The following is a 15,823-nucleotide window of genomic DNA, read 5'->3' as shown; positions in this document are numbered from 1 at the left end:
TTCGGCCCGGCGGGCCTGTCGGGCAGGCGCCCTCAGTGGATGCTGTGTCGCCGGCCGGCATCGGCCTCGGTGCCGTTGGCGGGCGTTCCCGCGCCGGCCGGGCTGGCGATGAACACCGCCGCCTGGGTACGGCGCTCGAAGCCCAGTTTGGCCAGCAGGGATGAGACGTAGTTCTTGACGGTCTTTTCGGCCAGGAACATCTCTGCCGCGATCTGGCGGTTCGTGAGCCCGCCGCCGACCAACTCCAGCACCCTGCGTTCCTGCGGCGTGAGGGAAGCGGTCCGGGGATCAACTTCTTCGGTTTCCACCAGGCTTTCAACGATCCCGGCGGCCACGCCGTCCTCGAAGAGGGACTCGCCCGAGGCGGCGCGGCGCAGGGCACCGATCAGGTCGGTTCCGCCGATCTCCTTCAGGACGTAGCCTGAGGCTCCGGCGAGGACGGCGCCGCGAAGGGCCTGTTCGTCGTCGAAGCTTGTGAGGATGATGCAGTTGAGCGAGGGGTCGACGGAACGAACGTCGCGGCAGACCTCGATCCCGGTCCCGTCGGGCAGCCGGGCATCCAGAACGCAAACGTCCGGGTGCAGCGCCGGAATCCGCCGCGTCGCCTCCACAGCTGATCCCGAACTGCCGACCACCAGGAAACCCTCGCCCTCCAGGAGTTCCTGGAGGCCCCGGCGGACCAGCTCGTGGTCGTCGAGGATGAACACGCGGATCACGGCCGGGTGGCCCTCGGTTGCAGTGAGACCGGCATCTGCCCAGGCAATCATGTTTCTCCCGTCCGGGCGCTGTCGCTGCCACCGGTCCCACGGAGCTCCCCAGCTCGCGTTGCAGGTCCGTGGCGGAGCGCGCCCGTCCAACTTGTGCGGGACCCTGCTTGCTGATCCCTGAATTGCGGTGAAGTCGTACCTTCCATTGTGGGCTTTAGTCGCCCCCAATGGTCGCGAAGCGGGAATATTTCTTCGCCGCGCACTGAAAGTCTGCGGCCGGCGCGTTGCCCCGGACAAGGGCCGTTCGGCCCACGACGCCGGGCCGGCTGTGCCCGCCGGCGTGACTTTCGGCCCTAGCCTGCGGACCCGGACGCCGGAATCCTTGGAGCTACGTGCCATGGGGGCACCACGAAGGGACCAGTCATGAGCGAGGCTACGGGCATCCGGACCATCGTGGTCGGAGTCGACGGATCGGACGCTTCGGTGGAGGCCCTGCGGCAGGCGCAACGGCTGGCGGTCCCGCTGTCGGCCAACATCGTGGCACTGGCCTGCTGGGACGTTCCGCCGGTCTACGACGGTTACGTCGCCATGGGAATCAACGATTTCGACGTGCGGGCGGGTGAAATCCTGCAGGAGACCGTGGTGAAGGCCTTCGGCGAAGCCACCCCCGCCAATGTGGAAAAGCGGCTGGTGCAGGGGCACCCGCGCAAAGTGCTCCTCGATGAGAGCCGCGGCGCGGACCTGCTGGTGCTGGGCCGGCGCGGGCACGGCGGCTTCGGCGGCCTGCTGCTCGGCTCGGTGAGCTCCGCCCTCGTGGCGCACGCGCACTGCCCCGTACTGGTGGTGCACACACCGGAAAAGCGTTAGCCGGGGCTGACAGGGGGCCCGGGGCGGCCGCGTCTGTCCGGGTCTATTCGAAAGAGGCCCGCCGCGGGTCCGCCAGACGGGTGTGCCACACATCCGGGTTGTTGACCTTGAACCGGCGTCCGGTGAGGGCCTTGGGCGCCAGCCGCACATAGTAGTTCTTTTCACCGGGCTGCCAGGGCTCCAGGAGCAAATCGTCCACCGCGTCCTTGTCCGCCTGGTCTTCGATCAGTTCGGCTTCGCCGCGGGCGACGACGCTCCAGGCTGTCTGCTCGTGCGAGTCGTAGCCGTCGATCTCAAAGGCAACCGGTTTGGCCGTGATGGCGCCCCACAACTTGGTGCCACCGGCCGTGCGGAACACGATCGAGCGGCGCTGCAGGACGAAGTTCACCGGAAATACCTCCGGGTGGCCGTCGACGATCAGGGCAATCCGCCCGACAACTTCGCTGTCGAGCAGCACCCAGCACTGGTCGATGGACAGCTGGAAATTGGGCGGAGGCGTCGTCGTATTCACAGCTCCACGTTACGGACAGGCCGGGCAGCCCATCAGGGCCATAAGGCCCGTGGCGCCGGGACGGACGGCCCGCTTGACTACGGCCCGCTTGTCCACGGCACACCGGACCCGGCGGCCCCGGTCCTACCAGGGGCTGGGCTTGTAGTCCTTCAGGAAAACGCCGTACTGGTCCTCGCCGGACTCGCCCATGACGATCGGGTCGTAGACCCGCGCGGCGCCGTCGACGAGGTCCAGCGGCGCATGGAAGCCTTCCTCCATCAGCCGGACCTTCGTGTAGTGCGGCCGCTCGTCGGTGATCCAGCCGGTATCGACGGCGGTCATCAGGATTCCGTCGGAGTCGAGCATTTCCTTGGCGCTGGTCCGCGTCATCATGTTCAACGCGGCCTTGGCCATGTTGGTGTGCGGGTGCCCGGGTCCCTTGTAGGCGCGTGAGAACTGGCCCTCCATGGCGCTGACGTTCACGATGTACTTGCGCCGTGCGGTGGAGCGCCTCATTGCCCCGCGCAGCCGGCTTACCAGCAGGAACGGCGCGGTGACGTTGCAGAGCTGCACTTCAAGCATCTCCAGCGGATCCACCTCGTCCACCACCTGGGTCCAGCTGTTGATGCTGGCGAGGTCCGGAACCAGGCCGCCGGCGTCGATCGCGGTGCCGGAGGCGATCCGCTCGAGCGAGGCGGAGCCGGTGGACAGCGCCAGCGAGGTGATGGCGTCGCCGGCCAGCACGGGATGGTCCAGGACCGAGCTGGCCAGGGCCAGCGGGTGCTTGTCGTGGGCGTGGCCGAAGGTGACCAGCTCGGGGCCGCCGTTGGCTGCCTGCAGCTCCGCGGGCAGGGCTTCGTCCTCGGCGTCGACCAGCGGCTTGTATGCGTTGCCCGAGCGCCGGACCGTCTGGGCGGCGTTGTTGATGATGATGTCCAGCGGGCCCGCGGCGTCGAGGGAGTCCGTCAGGGCCATCACCTGCGAGGGGTCACGCAGGTCGATGCCGACGATCCGCAACCGGTGCAGCCAGTCGGCGCTGTCCTCCATAGCGGCGAAGCGCCGGGCGGCGTCCTTCGGGAAGCGCGTGGTGATGGTGGTGTGGGCGCCGTCGCGGAGCAGCCGGAGGGCAATGTACATGCCGATCTTGGCCCGTCCTCCGGTCAGCAGCGCACGCCGGCCGCTCAGGTCCGTCCGGGCATCGCGCTTGCTGTGGCTGAAGAGGGCGCACTCGGGACAGAGCTGGTGGTAGAACGCATCCACCTGCGTGTAGTGCTGCTTGCAGATGTAGCAGGGCCGGGACCTGATCAGGTGGCCCGCGACCTCGCCGGTGGCCGAGGTCGCCAGCTTGTTGCCGCGGGTCTCGTCATCGATCCGGTCCGGTGCGGCGGTCGCGGTCTGGGCGATGACGGCACGGTCCGCCTCGGCGATGAGGTCCCGCTTCGTGCTCCGGCGGTGCCGCTTGACCGCTTTGAACATCTTCCCGGTCGCGCGGCGGATCGAAACGTAGTCCGGGTGTTCCTCGTCGTAAACGTGGATGCTGTTCAGCACCTTGAGGCAGGCGGCGATTTCCGCGGGGGTCAACTCAGCCGGGGCCGGTGAATCGCTGGCCGGCACGGGGGGCAGATCGGGAGAGCTCATTGGGCTAATTTTACAGCCTGCAACGGCCCCGACCCGACGCCGCAGATTGGCGGCCCGGAACCCGGGCCGCCGACCGGCGGCCCGGCTCAGGCCCGCGGCTTAGTACGCCTTGGTGGAGGACTTCCCGGGAGGCTCGACGCCGACGGCGGCGGCGTGCACCTCGCCGACCTTTTCCACGGACTCGCGGCCGGCCGGCCAGTTCTCGGTGGCGGTTTTCACGGCATCCGGCACGAGGTACAGGTTGGCCGCGGAGAGGGAACGTTCGGCGTCGCCGGGCTCGGGAACTTCCTGGCCCTTGGACAGGACCGTGATGCCGGAGTCGGTGACCTTGAACCCGCGCGCCCGGTCCAGTTCGGGATCCAGGCCGATCGCGGCACCGGCCGGGATCCGGACGTTCTTATCGACGATGGCACGCTTGACCACTGCGCCCGCCCCGACCTGGACCTTGTCCATCAGCACCGAGTCAAGGACCCGGCTGGCCGTGCCGACGTAGACGTCGTTGGAGAGTACCGAGCCTTCCACGATGCCGCCGGAGATAACGACGCCGCTGGCCACGATCGAGTCCAGCGCCGTGCCCACGGTGCCGCCCTCGCCGCGGACGAACTTGGCCGGCGGCGAGATGCTCTGGCGCGTGTAGATCGGCCATTCCGAGTTGTACAGGTTGAACACCGGCACGGGGGAGATCAGGTCCATGTGGGCGTCGTAGAACGAATCGATGGTGCCGACGTCGCGCCAGTAGGTGCGGTCACGCTCGGTGGAGCCGGGGATGTCGTTGAGGGTGAAGTCGTACACCCCGGCCTCGCCCTGGTCGACGAAGTAGGGAATGATGTCCCCGCCCATGTCGTGCTTGGTGTCGAGCCGCTCGGCGTCGACGTGCAGCGCCTCGACGAGGGCGTCGGCGTTGAAAACGTAGTTGCCCATGGATGCCAGGAACTGCGTGGGGTCCGCGGCGAGCCCGGGCGTGGAGGACGGCTTCTCCACGAAGGCCGCGATCTTCTCCGGGTTCTGCTGGTCAACCTCGATCACGCCGAACTGGTCGGCCATGTGCAGCGGCTGCCGTACGGCCGCCACCGTCGCCTTCGCGCCGCTGGCGACGTGCTGCTCGACCATCTGCGCGAAATCCATGCGGTACACGTGGTCCGCGCCGACCACGACGACGATGTCGGGGTTGGCGTCGTGGATCAAGTTGAGGGACTGGTAGATGGCGTTGGCGCTGCCCAGGAACCAGCTCTTGCCGACGCGCTGCTGGGCGGGTACGGAGGCGATGTAGTTGCCGAGCTGGGTGGACATGCGCCACGTTTCGGAAATATGCCGGTCAAGGCTGTGGGATTTGTATTGCGTCAGGACGACAATCTGCAAATACCGGGAATTCACCAGGTTGGAAAGGGCGAAATCAATGAGCCGGTAACTTCCGGCGAAGGGAACGGCCGGCTTGGCCCGGTCGGCCGTCAACGGCATCAGCCTATTTCCCTCGCCACCTGCGAGGACAATGGCCAAGACTTTCTTTTGCTGCGGCATGTGATCGCTCCTGAACGCCTTCGTTGCTCCCCAAAAACCGTCCGGTGTGCCCGGACCTCTTCACACTAGAACAGATCAGCCGGAAGGACTACCTTGGGGTTTGTGCGAATAGACATTGTGACCAAGGAATTCCCGCCCGAAATCTATGGGGGCGCCGGCGTCCACGTGGCCGAACTCAGCCGTGTGCTGGCCCAGAGGGTGGATCTGCAGGTGCGGGCCTTCGGTGCCCCGCGCACTCCGGACTACCACGGGGCCACCGTAACGTCCTATGCCGTGCCGGAGGACCTGGCCGGCGCCAACGCCGCGGTGCAGACCCTCGGCGTGGACCTGAGGATCGTCCCGGACATCGCCGGCGCGGACCTCGTGCATTCGCACACCTGGTACGCCAACATGGCCGGGCACATCGCCTCGCTGCTGCACGGCATCCCGCACGTGCTCAGCGCCCACAGCCTGGAACCGCTGCGGCCCTGGAAAGCCGAACAGCTCGGCGGCGGCTATGCCCTGTCATCCTGGGTGGAGAAGACCGCCTACGAGTCCGCCGCGGCGATCATCGCCGTGTCCGAAGGGATGCGTCAGGACATTCTGCGCAGCTACCCGGAGGTGGACCCGGCGAAGGTCCGAGTGGTCCACAACGGCATCGACGTCAGCCTCTGGAACCGCGACGAAGACGAGGACGTGGTCCGCGCCCTGGGCATCGACCCGGAGCGGCCGAGCGTCGTCTTCGTGGGGCGCAACACCCGCCAGAAGGGCGTCCCGTACCTGCTCCGGGCCGCTGCGAAGCTTCCCGCCGACGTCCAGCTGGTGCTGTGCCTCGGCGCCGCGGACACGCCGGAACTCGCCGCGGAGACTGCCCGCCTGATCGAGGAACTGCAGGGCCAGCGCAGCGGCGTGATCCTCGTGGAGCGGATGCTTCCGCGCCGCGAGCTGATCCAGGTCCTCAGCCACGCCACCGCGTTCGCCTGCCCGTCCATCTACGAACCGCTCGGGATCGTGAACCTGGAGGCGATGGCCTGCGGCGCCGCGGTGGTGGCCAGCGCCACGGGCGGCATCCCGGAAGTTGTGCAGCACGGCGAGACGGGACTCTTGGTGCAGCTTGAGCAGGTCACCGACGGCACCGGCACCCCGCTCGATCCGGAGAAGTTCGTTACGGAGTTTGCCGCGGCCCTGACCGAGGTGGTCTCCGACCCGGCGCGCGCCCGCGCGATGGGCCAGGCCGGCCGCCGCCGGGCCGAGGAGCACTTCTCCTGGGAATCCATCACCGAAACCACCCTTGAGGTCTACCGCTCGGTTCTTCCGCAGTAGCGACGCAGCACGACGACGGCGCCCCCCGGATAAGGGGGCGGCGCCGTCGTCGTGCCGTGCCTTTTTTAAGCTCGGTTGCTTTCTTAGCGGCGCTGTTGCCTAGCCGCGCCGCGCCTTGCCGGAAGCGGCCTTCCCGGATTTGGCCTTCGCCTCGCGCGCCGTGCGGGCCAGCAGGATCTTCTCGTCAACCGGGGCGTGGCCGCTGGCACGCTGCTGGCGGAAGAACTCCCGGGCCTCGTCCTGGCGGGTCTTCTCCGCCCCGGTGGCGATAGCTGCGCGGAGGTGCTCCGGGCCGAAACCGAAAGCGTCCACCAGGTCCAGGGCATGCGGGCGGATCTTCACGAGCAGCCGGTTGATGTACTCGCCCACGGTGCGGGCGCGCTGCATCGAGAGACGGCCGTTCATCAGATACCAGGACAGGTTCTTCTCGATCAGGGACAGTCCGAAGAGGTCGCGCAGCCAGGTCAGGACCGCCTTCGTGCCGGGGTCGGCGACCTTGCCCAGCGCCTCGGTGAAGGCCTCCCACTGCAGCAGTTCGGCGTGCGCCTGGGCCGCCTCGATGAGCTCGTTCTGGTGGCTGTTGAACAGCGCGGCGGCCTGCTGCTGCGGCAGCTTGTTCGCGCCCTTGAGCGCCGATCCAACCTCGGCCACCATGGCCTGGACGCGCTCGGTCAACAGGGCCCGCTGGCCTGCCTCGTCCTTGATCGCACTGGCGGCCTTCTGCACCGAGCCGGAGTCCGCCATGAACTGGGCGACGCCGCGCAGGCCGGTCCGGTGGATGGCGGCGCCGGTGGCCTGCCCGACGACGTAGCGCGCCAGCACGCCGAAGTCCACGTTGCGGAATTCCTTGGCGTAGTCCGCCAGCAGGCGCTTCGCGACCAGCTGCAGCAGCACGGTGTTGTCGCCCTCGAAGGTGGCGTAGACATCGAGGTCGGCGCGCAGCGAAGCGAACCGGTTCTCGATCAGGAAGCCGGCGCCGCCGCAGGCTTCGCGGCACTCCTGCAGGGTGTCGAGGGCGTGCCAGGTGCTGAGCGGCTTGAGCGCGGCGGCCAGGGTCTCGAGGTCCTGGCGGTCCTCGTCGGTGTCGTTCCGGCCGGAGAACACGTCGTCGAACTTCTGCAGCAGCTGTTCGCTGGCGAAGCTGGCGGCATAGGTGGTGGCGAGCCGGGTGAACAGCCGTCGCTGGTGCCGCTGGTAGTCCAGCAGGACCTCCTCGTCTGTGGCGGAGGAGGCGTTGAACTGGCGCCGTTCGGAGGCGTACTGGATGGCGGTCTTGAGGGCCAGCTTGGACGCGGTCACGGCGGCGCCGTCGAGGGACACGCGGCCCTGGACCAGGGTGCCGAGCATCGTGAAGAAGCGGCGGCCCGGGCTGGCGATCGGCGAGGTGTAGGTGCCGTCGGCGTCGACGTTCCCGTAGCGGTTGAGCAGGTTCGTCCGGGGGATCCTGACCTGGGTGAAGTGCAGCCGGCCGTTGTCGATGCCGTTCAGGCCGCCCTTGACGCCGTCGTCCTCGCCGCCGATGCCGGGCAGGAACTCCTTGGTCTCCGGGTCACGTAGGTCCATGTAGAACGCGTGCACGCCGTGGTTGACGCCGTTGGTGATCAGCTGCGCGAAGACGACGGCGGCCAGGCCGTCGATGGCGGCGTTGCCGATGTAGTCCTTCCAGGCCGCGCGGAAGGGCGTGTGCACCACGAACTCGCCGGTGGCGGCGTCGTAGGTGGCGGTGGTGGCGATACTGGCGACGTCCGAGCCGTGGCCGGTCTCGGTCATGGCGAAGCAGCCGGGGATGTCCAGGCTCATGATGCCCGGCAGCCACTTCTGGTGGTGTTCCTCGGTGCCGAGGTGGTTCACCGCGGAGCCGAAGAGGCCCCACTGCACGCCGGCCTTGATCTGCAGCGAGGGGTCGGCAATGACGAGTTCCTGGAAGCCGGCGACATTGCCGCCGTGTTCGTCCGCACCGCCTACCTCCGCAGGGAAGGCCCGGTGCACGGCGCCGTTCTCCACCAGGATCTTGAGCTGGCCGAAGACCCGCTGGCGGTGTTCGGTGTGGGTGAGCCCCTCGGTCTTGTGCAGTTCCGGGCGGCCGGCCAGGTCCCGGGCCTGCCGGCGGACCGCGGCCCACTTGCCCAGCAGCTGTTCGCCGAGGGCGGCGACGTCGACGGCGGGGGCACCGGCAGCGGAAGCTGCGGCGGGCGAGGTCCGGGGCGCGGGGGCCGGGGAGGTGGGGTGGCCCGCGGGGCGGTCGGCTAGTTCAGTCATGTCGATTCCTTCGTTGGCACTGACATTGCGGTTCTGGTCGTTGGTGGTTTTGGTCTTTGGTGCTCTGGCAGTTGGTCGTGTCGGAGCTGGTACGCGGCTACGGGGCCGGCGGATCTTGGAGTTCGGGTGCGATGCCGAAGCAGAGCCAGTCGGTGATCTGGCGGGCCATCGCTTCCTGGCCGGGTTTGGCGGGGGAGTCCGGGCTGGCCAGCCACTGCTCCCCGGCGTTCCGGACCAGCCCGATCGCGGCGTTGGGCCAGTAGCCGATCACGGCTTCCTTACCGGTGACGGCACGCAGTTGGCTCCGCATGGGCAACGCGATCATCTCGCTGATCGATGCGAAGAAGTGGCCGAGCGCCCCGGCCGCGGCGATCGAGCCGTTGTGGCTCTCCGCCTCGCCGGGCGCGTAGCGGGTGACGAAGGTGTAGACGTTCGGGCTGGTCTCGGCCATCTGCAAGTAGGCGGACACCATGGCGTAGAGCCCTTCGCGCGGGGTCTGGGCGCTCTGCGCGGCCTCCTGGATGCGCCGCTGCATCTGGCTCAGGACCACTTCGCCCACGGCCTGCTGGAGGCCGGCCTTGTCTCCGAAGTAGCGGTAGAAGACGGATTTGGACGTTCCGGCCGCTGCAGCGATGTCCTCCATCGAGGCTTCGCTGCCCAGGGCGTGGACCGCCTTCCGTGCGGACTTGATCAGCTCCCGGCGCCGTTCCTCCCGGTGGGATTGCCAGCGGGAGGCCCGGCCATCGACTGGGCTCCCCGAGGCGTCGCCGGGGTTGCTGCGCGCAGCACTGATGCCGGCACTGACCGGTCCGGGGGGTTCCGCCTGCAGGATGTTCACGATACCCAGCGTATCAGGTACGCTGGGTATCAGTAATCCGCTTTGATCGAAGGAGAGAGCACATGCCTGAAAACGGAACATCCGCGACCGGACCGAAGGACACTACGCCGGGCGCAGGATCAGCCGCAGCGCCGCAACTCCGCAAAGCCGTTGTGGTCGGCGGCAACCGCATCCCGTTCGCCCGCACCGGCGGCGCCTACACCAAGTCCTCCAACCAGGACATGCTGACCGCCGCGCTGGACGGACTGATCGCACGTTTCGGCCTGCAGGACGAGCGGATCGGCGAGGTTGCCGCCGGCGCCGTGCTCAAGCACTCCCGCGACTTCAACCTCACCCGCGAAGCGGTGCTCGGTTCCGCGCTCTCAGCCGAAACTCCCGCGTACGACCTGCAGCAGGCGTGCGCCACCGGCCTCGAAACCGTCCTGGGTCTCGCCAATAAGATCAAGCTGGGACAGATCGACTCCGCCATTGCCGGCGGCGTCGACTCCGCCTCTGACGCCCCCATCGCCGTGAGCGAGGGCCTGCGTGAAATCCTGCTCGACCTGAACCGCGCCAAGACCCTGCCGCAGCGGCTGCAGGTGCTGAGCCGGCTCCGGCCGAAGGACCTGGCCCCGGATGCCCCGAACACCGGGGAGCCCCGGACCGGGCTGTCCATGGGCGAGCACCAGGCGCTCACCACGGCGCAGTGGAAGATCACCCGCGAAGCCCAGGACGAGCTGGCCTACAACAGCCACCGCAACCTGGCCGCCGCTTACGACGCCGGCTTCTTCGATGAACTCCTGACCCCGTACCGCGGGCTCAGCAAGGACTCCAACCTGCGGCCCGACACCACGCTCGAAAAGCTCGCGGGCCTCAAGCCGGTCTTCGGCAAGAACCTGGGAGCCGAAGCAACGATGACAGCCGGCAACTCCACCCCGCTCACCGACGGCGCCTCCACCGTGCTGCTCGCCTCGGAGGAATGGGCCGACGCGCACGACCTGCCCAAGCTGGCCACGGTACTCGACGGCGAGGCGGCCGCCGTCGACTTCGTCCACGGCAAGGACGGCCTGCTGATGGCTCCCGCGTTCGCTGTCCCGCGGCTGCTGGCCCGCCACGGCCTGGGCTTCGAGGACATCGACTTCTTCGAAATCCACGAGGCCTTCGCCGGCACTGTGCTGAGCACCCTCGCCGCATGGGAGGACGAGGAATTCTGCCGCACCCGGCTCGGCCTCGACGGCGCCCTGGGCAGCGTCGACCGCGCCAAGCTCAACGTCAACGGTTCCTCGCTCGCCGCCGGGCACCCGTTCGCCGCGACCGGCGGCCGCATCGTCGCCTCGCTGGCGAAGATGCTGCATGACAAGGGACAGGTCGGCGGCCGCCCGGCGCGCGGGCTCATCTCCATCTGCGCCGCCGGCGGCCAGGGCGTCGTCGCTATTCTCGAAGCACACTAGGGGGACCGGATGACTGACAAATACACCCAATTCGTGAGCCGGGGCCTGGGCAAGGACATTGCCAAGAAGCTCGGGCTGCCGCAGCCCGTGGTGCTCCGCCGCCACCGGCCGGGCCAGCCGCTGGTGCAGGGACCCGTCCTGGTCCAGGGAGCCGGCAGCGGGGCGGATGAACTCGCCGCTACGCTGTTGTCCTGGAACCTGGACGTCCGCCGCCACGCCGTGCCGCGCGAAAAACTCGGCGCGATCATCCTGGTGCTGGACGAGGCCGCGCGGCCCGAGGACCTTGAAAAGCCCGTGCTCAGCGCCGCGGCCTCGCTCCGGGACCTCGCCGCGAACGCGCGCGTGGTGACCGTTTCCCGCGCCGCCGCCGGGACCACGGACCCGGCCACGGCGGCGGCCCGGCAGGGCGTGGACGGCCTGCTGCGCTCGCTCGCGAAGGAACTGCGCGCCGGCGCCACCGGCAACGGCATCCTGCTCGCCGACGGCGCACGGACCACGAGCCCCAGCGCCCTCGGGGCCCTCCGGTTCTTCCTCTCCGGCCGCTCCGCTTTCGTGGACGGCCAGTTCCTGACAGTCTCCTCCGAGGCCGGCCAGTTGCCTGTCGACGCCGAGAAGCCGCTGGCAGGGAAGGTCGCGGTCGTGACCGGAGCCGCCCGCGGGATCGGCGCGGCCATCGCCCGCACGCTGTACCGCGACGGCGCCACGGTCGTCGTCGTCGACATCCCGGCCGCCGGGGACCACCTGGCGAAGGTCGCCAACGAGGTGCACGGTACCGCCCTGCAGCTGGACATCAGCCGGGAAGACGCGGGGCAGCGCATCATCGACCACGCCGTGGAGCGCCACGGCGGCCTGGACATCCTGATCCACAACGCCGGCATCACCCGGGACAAGCTGCTCGCCAACATGGACCAGGGCCGCTGGAGCTCGGTGATTGCCGTGAACATCGCCGCGCAGCTGAGGATCAACGAGGCGCTGCTGGCCTCCGAGCACTTCCGGAACTCGCCGCGGATCGTCTCCGTCGCCTCCACCAGCGGCATCGCCGGCAACCGGGGGCAGACCAACTACGCAGCGTCCAAGGGCGGCGTGATGGGTATGGTCCGTGCCACGGCGCCGCTGCTCGCAGCACACGGCGGCTCCATCAACGCCGTCGCTCCCGGTTTCATCGAAACCGAAATGACGGCCCGGATCCCGTTCGCCACCCGCGAGGTGGCCCGCCGGCTCAATTCGCTGCAGCAGGGCGGCCAGCCCGGGGACGTGGCGGAGGCGATCGCCTTCCTCGCCAGCGACGCCGCCGGCGGCATTTCCGGCGAAGTGCTGCGTGTCTGCGGGCAGAACCTGGTGGGCGCATGAGTGGTACTCAGCCCGTCCTCCTGGGCGAGATGCCGTCGCTGTCCAAGCTGTACGTCAACGCTGCCGCCACCGCTGCGCGCCGGCGGGTGCTGGGAACGCACGCGGGCACGGAACTGCCCGGCTGCAGCCATGAGGTGCGCGGCGTGACGGCCGGGGTCGCCAACCTGACGGCCTACCAGCACCTGATCGGGGAGACCGCCAGCGACGTGCTGCCGGCCGGGTTCATCCATGCCCTGGCGTTCCCGCTGTCCATGTCCGTGATGAACCGGGACGACTTTCCGTTGCCGTTGTTGGGGATGATCCACCTCACCAACAAGGTGGTCCAGAGCGCTCCGGTGCTGTTCTCCGAAGCCCTGGACATCCGGGCCTGGGCGGAAAACCTGCGCGGCCACCGGGCCGGCACCCAGCTGGACCTTGTGGCTGAAGTGCGCGGGGCCGGAGAGGACTTCGTCCGTTGGCGCGGCGTGTCCACCTACCTCGCGAAGGGCGTGTTCCTCCCGGGCATCGACAAGCCGTCCGCGGCCGCCGCGCCCGATGGCTTCAGGGCCCCGAACCCGACGGCGCTCTGGCAGCTCGGCGTGGACACCGGGCGGGCGTACGCCTCCGTTTCCGGTGACTTCAACCCGATCCACCTCAGCGTGCTCAGCGCCAAGGCCCTCGGCATGCGGCGTTCCATCGCCCACGGCATGTACCTTGCCTCCAGGGCGCTGGCCGACGTCGGCGCGGCCAAGGGCGACGCCTTCAGCTGGGACGTGGCGTTCGAGGCGCCGGTGTTCCTGCCGGCCCGGGTCGCGCTAGACATCAGCACGGTGCAGGGCGACGACGGCGCGTGGTTGCGCTCCGACTACGTCGCCTGGAGCCCGCATTCGGGGCGCAAGCACTTCAGCGGGTCGGTGGCGTCGCTGAAATAGCGCGCCACCAAACAACGACGGCGGCCGTCTCCGACTATTCGGGGGCGGCCGCCGTCGTCGTTCTGGCGGGGACCGCGGCTGTGCCGTTCGGCTAGCTGGTGCCGGCGGAGGAGGCGTCCGGTTCCCGATGTCTGTCGCTGGACTTCGCGTCACTGGACTTGGGGGCGCCGGAATCAGCGTTACCCGACTTCACTACCCGCAGCATCCGGTGCAGGCTCAGCAGGATTGACTCGACGGCGCTCGGGGCGCCGGCGGACTGGTCGTCGGCGGCGACTCGCGCGGTGAAGGTCTTGACCGCCGCGTCAGCCTCCTCGACGAGTTCGGCCTGCCGCTGCGGTTCCTCCTCCTCCGCAGCCCGGAGCACGTCGCCCGCCATGGTCATGGCTTCGGCGAGCGGCTCGGCATACCCGTCCGGAATCACGAAGGGGGTGTCTTTGGCCCAGATGACGTCCGAGAGTACCTGGGTGACGTCCTGGATATGGAAGGTCAGCCGCTCCAGGTCACGCAGGTTGCGGTAGTCCTCCTCGACGTCCCGCGGGTGCAGCCGGCGGCGGGGATTGGCTTGCCGGCTTGCGTCGGCTTTCTGCACGGCAGCGCGCACGGAGCGGGCGCGCCCCGCGAGCGCCTCGGAGCGGCGGGACCAGTCCTCGTGTTCCGGCGGCCAGTTCTCGCGGAGCGCCTTGCCCATATCCCAGAGCTGTTGGGCCAGGGCCAGCCGCAGCTCGGCCAGGCTGAGGGCGGCGGCTTTGAAGTGCAGCGGCGGGAAGACGAGCAGGTTCACCACGATGCCGACGCTGACGCCGACGCCCATTTGGAAGAGATAGCCGAACGAGAACTTGTCCGGGTTGTGGCCGCCGACCAGCAGCACCAGCAGCGCCGCCGTCGGGATCCAGTCGCTGCCGGAACCGATCTTCGGCAGGCCGGCGAGGATGACGCCGAGTCCCATCATGATCGCGACCGACAGCGGCGTCGGGTTTCCCAAGCTGAACAGCGCAAAGGCGAGCCCGATGCCGAGGGCCAGGCCCACCAGCGTCTGGACTCCCTGGCGCATGGAGCCGGAGACGTTTTCGTACATCGCGACCAGGGCGCCCAGGGGCGCGTAGTACGGGTAGTCAGCCGCGGAGCCGGGCATAAACGGGGCGATGAAGAACGCGACGCCCGCCGCGATGGCCGCCTTCGTGGCCAGTTGCAGCCGGGGCCACAGCAGGGCGGCAGAGACGCTCCCGGCCACGGTGCGCGCGAGCCTGCGGGCCCAGGAGGGGTGGGTGCCGCCGTCGTCGTGTTCTTTTGCATTTGCCATCCCGGCTCACCCTAGGGCCGCGGCGTTGCTGCTACAACTGGACGAACCCCTACGGGGATGCCAGCGGGGTCGACGCGCAGGCCTTCCGCACCGCGGCCGAGAGTCGTTGGGCCTTTCCGTTGGTGCGTCCTTCCTCGCTGCGCCTGGGCACGTAGCCGAAGCCGATTCCGTAGCCGGGATCGGCGAAGCCCAGGGCCGCGTTGGCGCCCTCGTGGCCGAAAGCGAGGTGGCTGCCGAAGTCCCGCCCCGGGTGCGGCTTCATGAAGACCACGCCGAAGGCGTTGTCCTGTCCGGAGGAACGGTCAAGGCCCCACACCTGCTCCTCCGCCATCAGTCCGATGGTCCGGGGCGCCAGGAAGCCCGGACCGCCGTCGACTCCGGTGGTGGCTGCGGCGTAGAGCCGGGCGAGTCCTTCCGCGGAGCCTATCCCTCCGGCGCTGCTCATGCCGCCTGCGCGGATGACGCGGTGGTTGGGCAGCTCCATGATGCCGCTGACCGGCGCGTTGCTGTTCAGTCCCGCCAGACTGAGCGGGTCCAGCCAGCCATCGGGGTCCTCGGTGTACAACACCTCGCGGAAGCGCTCTTCCTCCTCGGCGGGCAGGCCCAGGAAGAAATCGATGTCGAAGGGACGGCGGAGGCGCCCGTCAAAGAGTTCCTGCAACGGGGCTCCGGCGACCCTCCTGCACAGTTCCTCCATCAGGATGCCGATGGTCAGCGCGTGATAGCCGAAGGTGCGTCCCGGGCGCCACAGCGGGGCGGCTGCGGCCAGACGGCGGGCGGCTTCCGGCGTGGGGAACTCCTCGAGCGCGAAGCCGCCGGCGATGCCCGGCAGGCCCGCCTGGTGGGAGAGTACCTGGCGGACGGTGAGCCGGTCCTTGCCGTGCGCGGCGAACTCGGGCCAGTAGGACGCCACGGCCGCGTCCAGGTCCAGCAGCCCGTCCTGTACCAGCAGGGCGATGACGAAGGCTGCCGCCCCCTTGGAACACGAGTAGGTACCTGTGATGTCGCCCGGGCCCAGCCCGGGACCGCCGCTGAGCTCCAGTACCTTGACGCCGCCGCGGTACACCGCTAACTGGGCACTGTACTCAGGATCCTCTGCCAGGAATGTGTCGAAGAGTTCACGGACGGTCGCAAACGCCGGGGCGGCGGTCCCGACGGACAGCTGGGGTCCGGCCGCCGGTCCGGAGTGTGGCTGGGTGGAAAGTTCCATTGC

General features: G+C 68.9%; 13 protein-coding genes. 5 read left to right on the top strand and 8 right to left on the bottom strand.

The genetic code is table 11. From position 1 onward, the window contains the following. Positions 1–32 precede the first annotated feature (32 nt). The gene (locus tag AC1DB8_RS06790) at positions 33–767 is read right to left on the bottom strand and encodes a response regulator (RefSeq protein WP_441418724.1); all 735 of its coding nucleotides are present in this window, start codon (positions 765–767) and stop codon (positions 33–35) included. A 363-nt stretch (positions 768–1,130) separates the two neighbouring features. On the opposite strand from AC1DB8_RS06790, the gene AC1DB8_RS06785 reads away from it, so the two are divergent. Then, positions 1,131–1,574 (top strand): universal stress protein, encoded by a 444-nt coding sequence (locus tag AC1DB8_RS06785; protein WP_476892558.1) that lies wholly within the window; start codon positions 1,131–1,133, stop codon positions 1,572–1,574. 43 nt (positions 1,575–1,617) lie between these two features. Here the strand turns inward: AC1DB8_RS06785 and AC1DB8_RS06780 are convergent, their stop codons facing one another. The 3 genes from AC1DB8_RS06780 to glgC form a co-directional block, all read right to left on the bottom strand. Continuing rightward, positions 1,618–2,085, bottom strand: a complete 468-nt coding sequence (locus AC1DB8_RS06780; RefSeq protein WP_441418726.1) for a pyridoxamine 5'-phosphate oxidase family protein — start codon at positions 2,083–2,085, stop codon at positions 1,618–1,620. 123 nt (positions 2,086–2,208) lie between these two features. After that, positions 2,209–3,702, bottom strand: coding sequence for an SDR family NAD(P)-dependent oxidoreductase (locus AC1DB8_RS06775; protein WP_476892557.1), 1,494 nt, complete (start codon positions 3,700–3,702; stop codon positions 2,209–2,211). A gap of 99 nt (positions 3,703–3,801) precedes the next feature. Further along, on the bottom strand, positions 3,802–5,220 hold the full coding sequence (gene glgC, locus AC1DB8_RS06770; protein ID WP_476892556.1) for a glucose-1-phosphate adenylyltransferase: 1,419 nt from the start codon (positions 5,218–5,220) through the stop codon (positions 3,802–3,804). Positions 5,221–5,322: 102 nt separating this feature from the next. On the opposite strand from glgC, the gene glgA reads away from it, so the two are divergent. Continuing rightward, positions 5,323–6,522, top strand: coding sequence for a glycogen synthase (gene glgA, locus AC1DB8_RS06765; protein ID WP_349627356.1), 1,200 nt, complete (start codon positions 5,323–5,325; stop codon positions 6,520–6,522). Between the two features lie 99 nt (positions 6,523–6,621). Here glgA and AC1DB8_RS06760 read toward each other — a convergent pair whose 3' ends face one another. Further along, positions 6,622–8,781: an acyl-CoA dehydrogenase family protein gene (locus AC1DB8_RS06760; protein WP_441418729.1), complete on the bottom strand. Its 2,160-nt coding sequence runs from the start codon at positions 8,779–8,781 to the stop codon at positions 6,622–6,624. A gap of 97 nt (positions 8,782–8,878) precedes the next feature. Further along, positions 8,879–9,619: a TetR family transcriptional regulator gene (locus AC1DB8_RS06755; RefSeq protein WP_476892555.1), complete on the bottom strand. Its 741-nt coding sequence runs from the start codon at positions 9,617–9,619 to the stop codon at positions 8,879–8,881. 62 nt (positions 9,620–9,681) lie between these two features. On the opposite strand from AC1DB8_RS06755, the gene AC1DB8_RS06750 reads away from it, so the two are divergent. The 3 genes from AC1DB8_RS06750 to AC1DB8_RS06740 are packed head-to-tail and all read left to right on the top strand — an operon-like array spanning position 9,682 to position 13,310. Then, complete coding sequence (locus tag AC1DB8_RS06750; RefSeq protein ID WP_476892554.1) at positions 9,682–11,049, top strand: acetyl-CoA C-acetyltransferase; 1,368 nt, start codon at positions 9,682–9,684, stop codon at positions 11,047–11,049. Positions 11,050–11,058: 9 nt separating this feature from the next. Beyond that, on the top strand, positions 11,059–12,399 hold the full coding sequence (locus tag AC1DB8_RS06745; RefSeq protein ID WP_476892553.1) for a 3-oxoacyl-ACP reductase: 1,341 nt from the start codon (positions 11,059–11,061) through the stop codon (positions 12,397–12,399). Then, entirely contained in the window at positions 12,396–13,310 is a 915-nt protein-coding gene (locus tag AC1DB8_RS06740) for a MaoC family dehydratase (protein ID WP_476892552.1), read from the top strand. Before AC1DB8_RS06745 ends, AC1DB8_RS06740 begins: the two co-directional genes overlap by 4 nt. Before the next feature lie 91 nt (positions 13,311–13,401). On the opposite strand, the gene AC1DB8_RS06735 is transcribed toward AC1DB8_RS06740, so the two are convergent. Further along, entirely contained in the window at positions 13,402–14,610 is a 1,209-nt protein-coding gene (locus AC1DB8_RS06735; RefSeq protein ID WP_476892551.1) for an FUSC family protein, read from the bottom strand. A gap of 49 nt (positions 14,611–14,659) precedes the next feature. Then, entirely contained in the window at positions 14,660–15,820 is a 1,161-nt protein-coding gene (locus AC1DB8_RS06730; protein WP_476892550.1) for a serine hydrolase domain-containing protein, read from the bottom strand. Positions 15,821–15,823: the final 3 nt, after the last annotated feature.

The organism is Arthrobacter sp. 10N410 (assembly GCF_056394945.1).
Note: the sequence above shows the minus strand (reverse complement) of the source record. Positions and strands in the feature narration are given on the sequence as shown.

What these genes read in the sequence shown, in the direction of transcription:
- AC1DB8_RS06790 (WP_441418724.1), bottom strand. Translation starts at nt 767, where the DNA reads ATGATTGCCTGGGCAGATGCCGGTCTCACTGCAACCGAGGGCCACCCG.
- AC1DB8_RS06785 (WP_476892558.1), top strand. Translation starts at nt 1,131, where the DNA reads ATGAGCGAGGCTACGGGCATCCGGACCATCGTGGTCGGAGTCGACGGA.
- AC1DB8_RS06775 (WP_476892557.1), bottom strand. Translation starts at nt 3,702, where the DNA reads ATGAGCTCTCCCGATCTGCCCCCCGTGCCGGCCAGCGATTCACCGGCC.
- glgC (WP_476892556.1), bottom strand. Translation starts at nt 5,220, where the DNA reads ATGCCGCAGCAAAAGAAAGTCTTGGCCATTGTCCTCGCAGGTGGCGAG.
- AC1DB8_RS06760 (WP_441418729.1), bottom strand. Translation starts at nt 8,781, where the DNA reads ATGACTGAACTAGCCGACCGCCCCGCGGGCCACCCCACCTCCCCGGCC.
- AC1DB8_RS06750 (WP_476892554.1), top strand. Translation starts at nt 9,682, where the DNA reads ATGCCTGAAAACGGAACATCCGCGACCGGACCGAAGGACACTACGCCG.
- AC1DB8_RS06745 (WP_476892553.1), top strand. Translation starts at nt 11,059, where the DNA reads ATGACTGACAAATACACCCAATTCGTGAGCCGGGGCCTGGGCAAGGAC.
- AC1DB8_RS06740 (WP_476892552.1), top strand. Translation starts at nt 12,396, where the DNA reads ATGAGTGGTACTCAGCCCGTCCTCCTGGGCGAGATGCCGTCGCTGTCC.
- AC1DB8_RS06735 (WP_476892551.1), bottom strand. Translation starts at nt 14,610, where the DNA reads ATGGCAAATGCAAAAGAACACGACGACGGCGGCACCCACCCCTCCTGG.
- AC1DB8_RS06730 (WP_476892550.1), bottom strand. Translation starts at nt 15,820, where the DNA reads ATGGAACTTTCCACCCAGCCACACTCCGGACCGGCGGCCGGACCCCAG.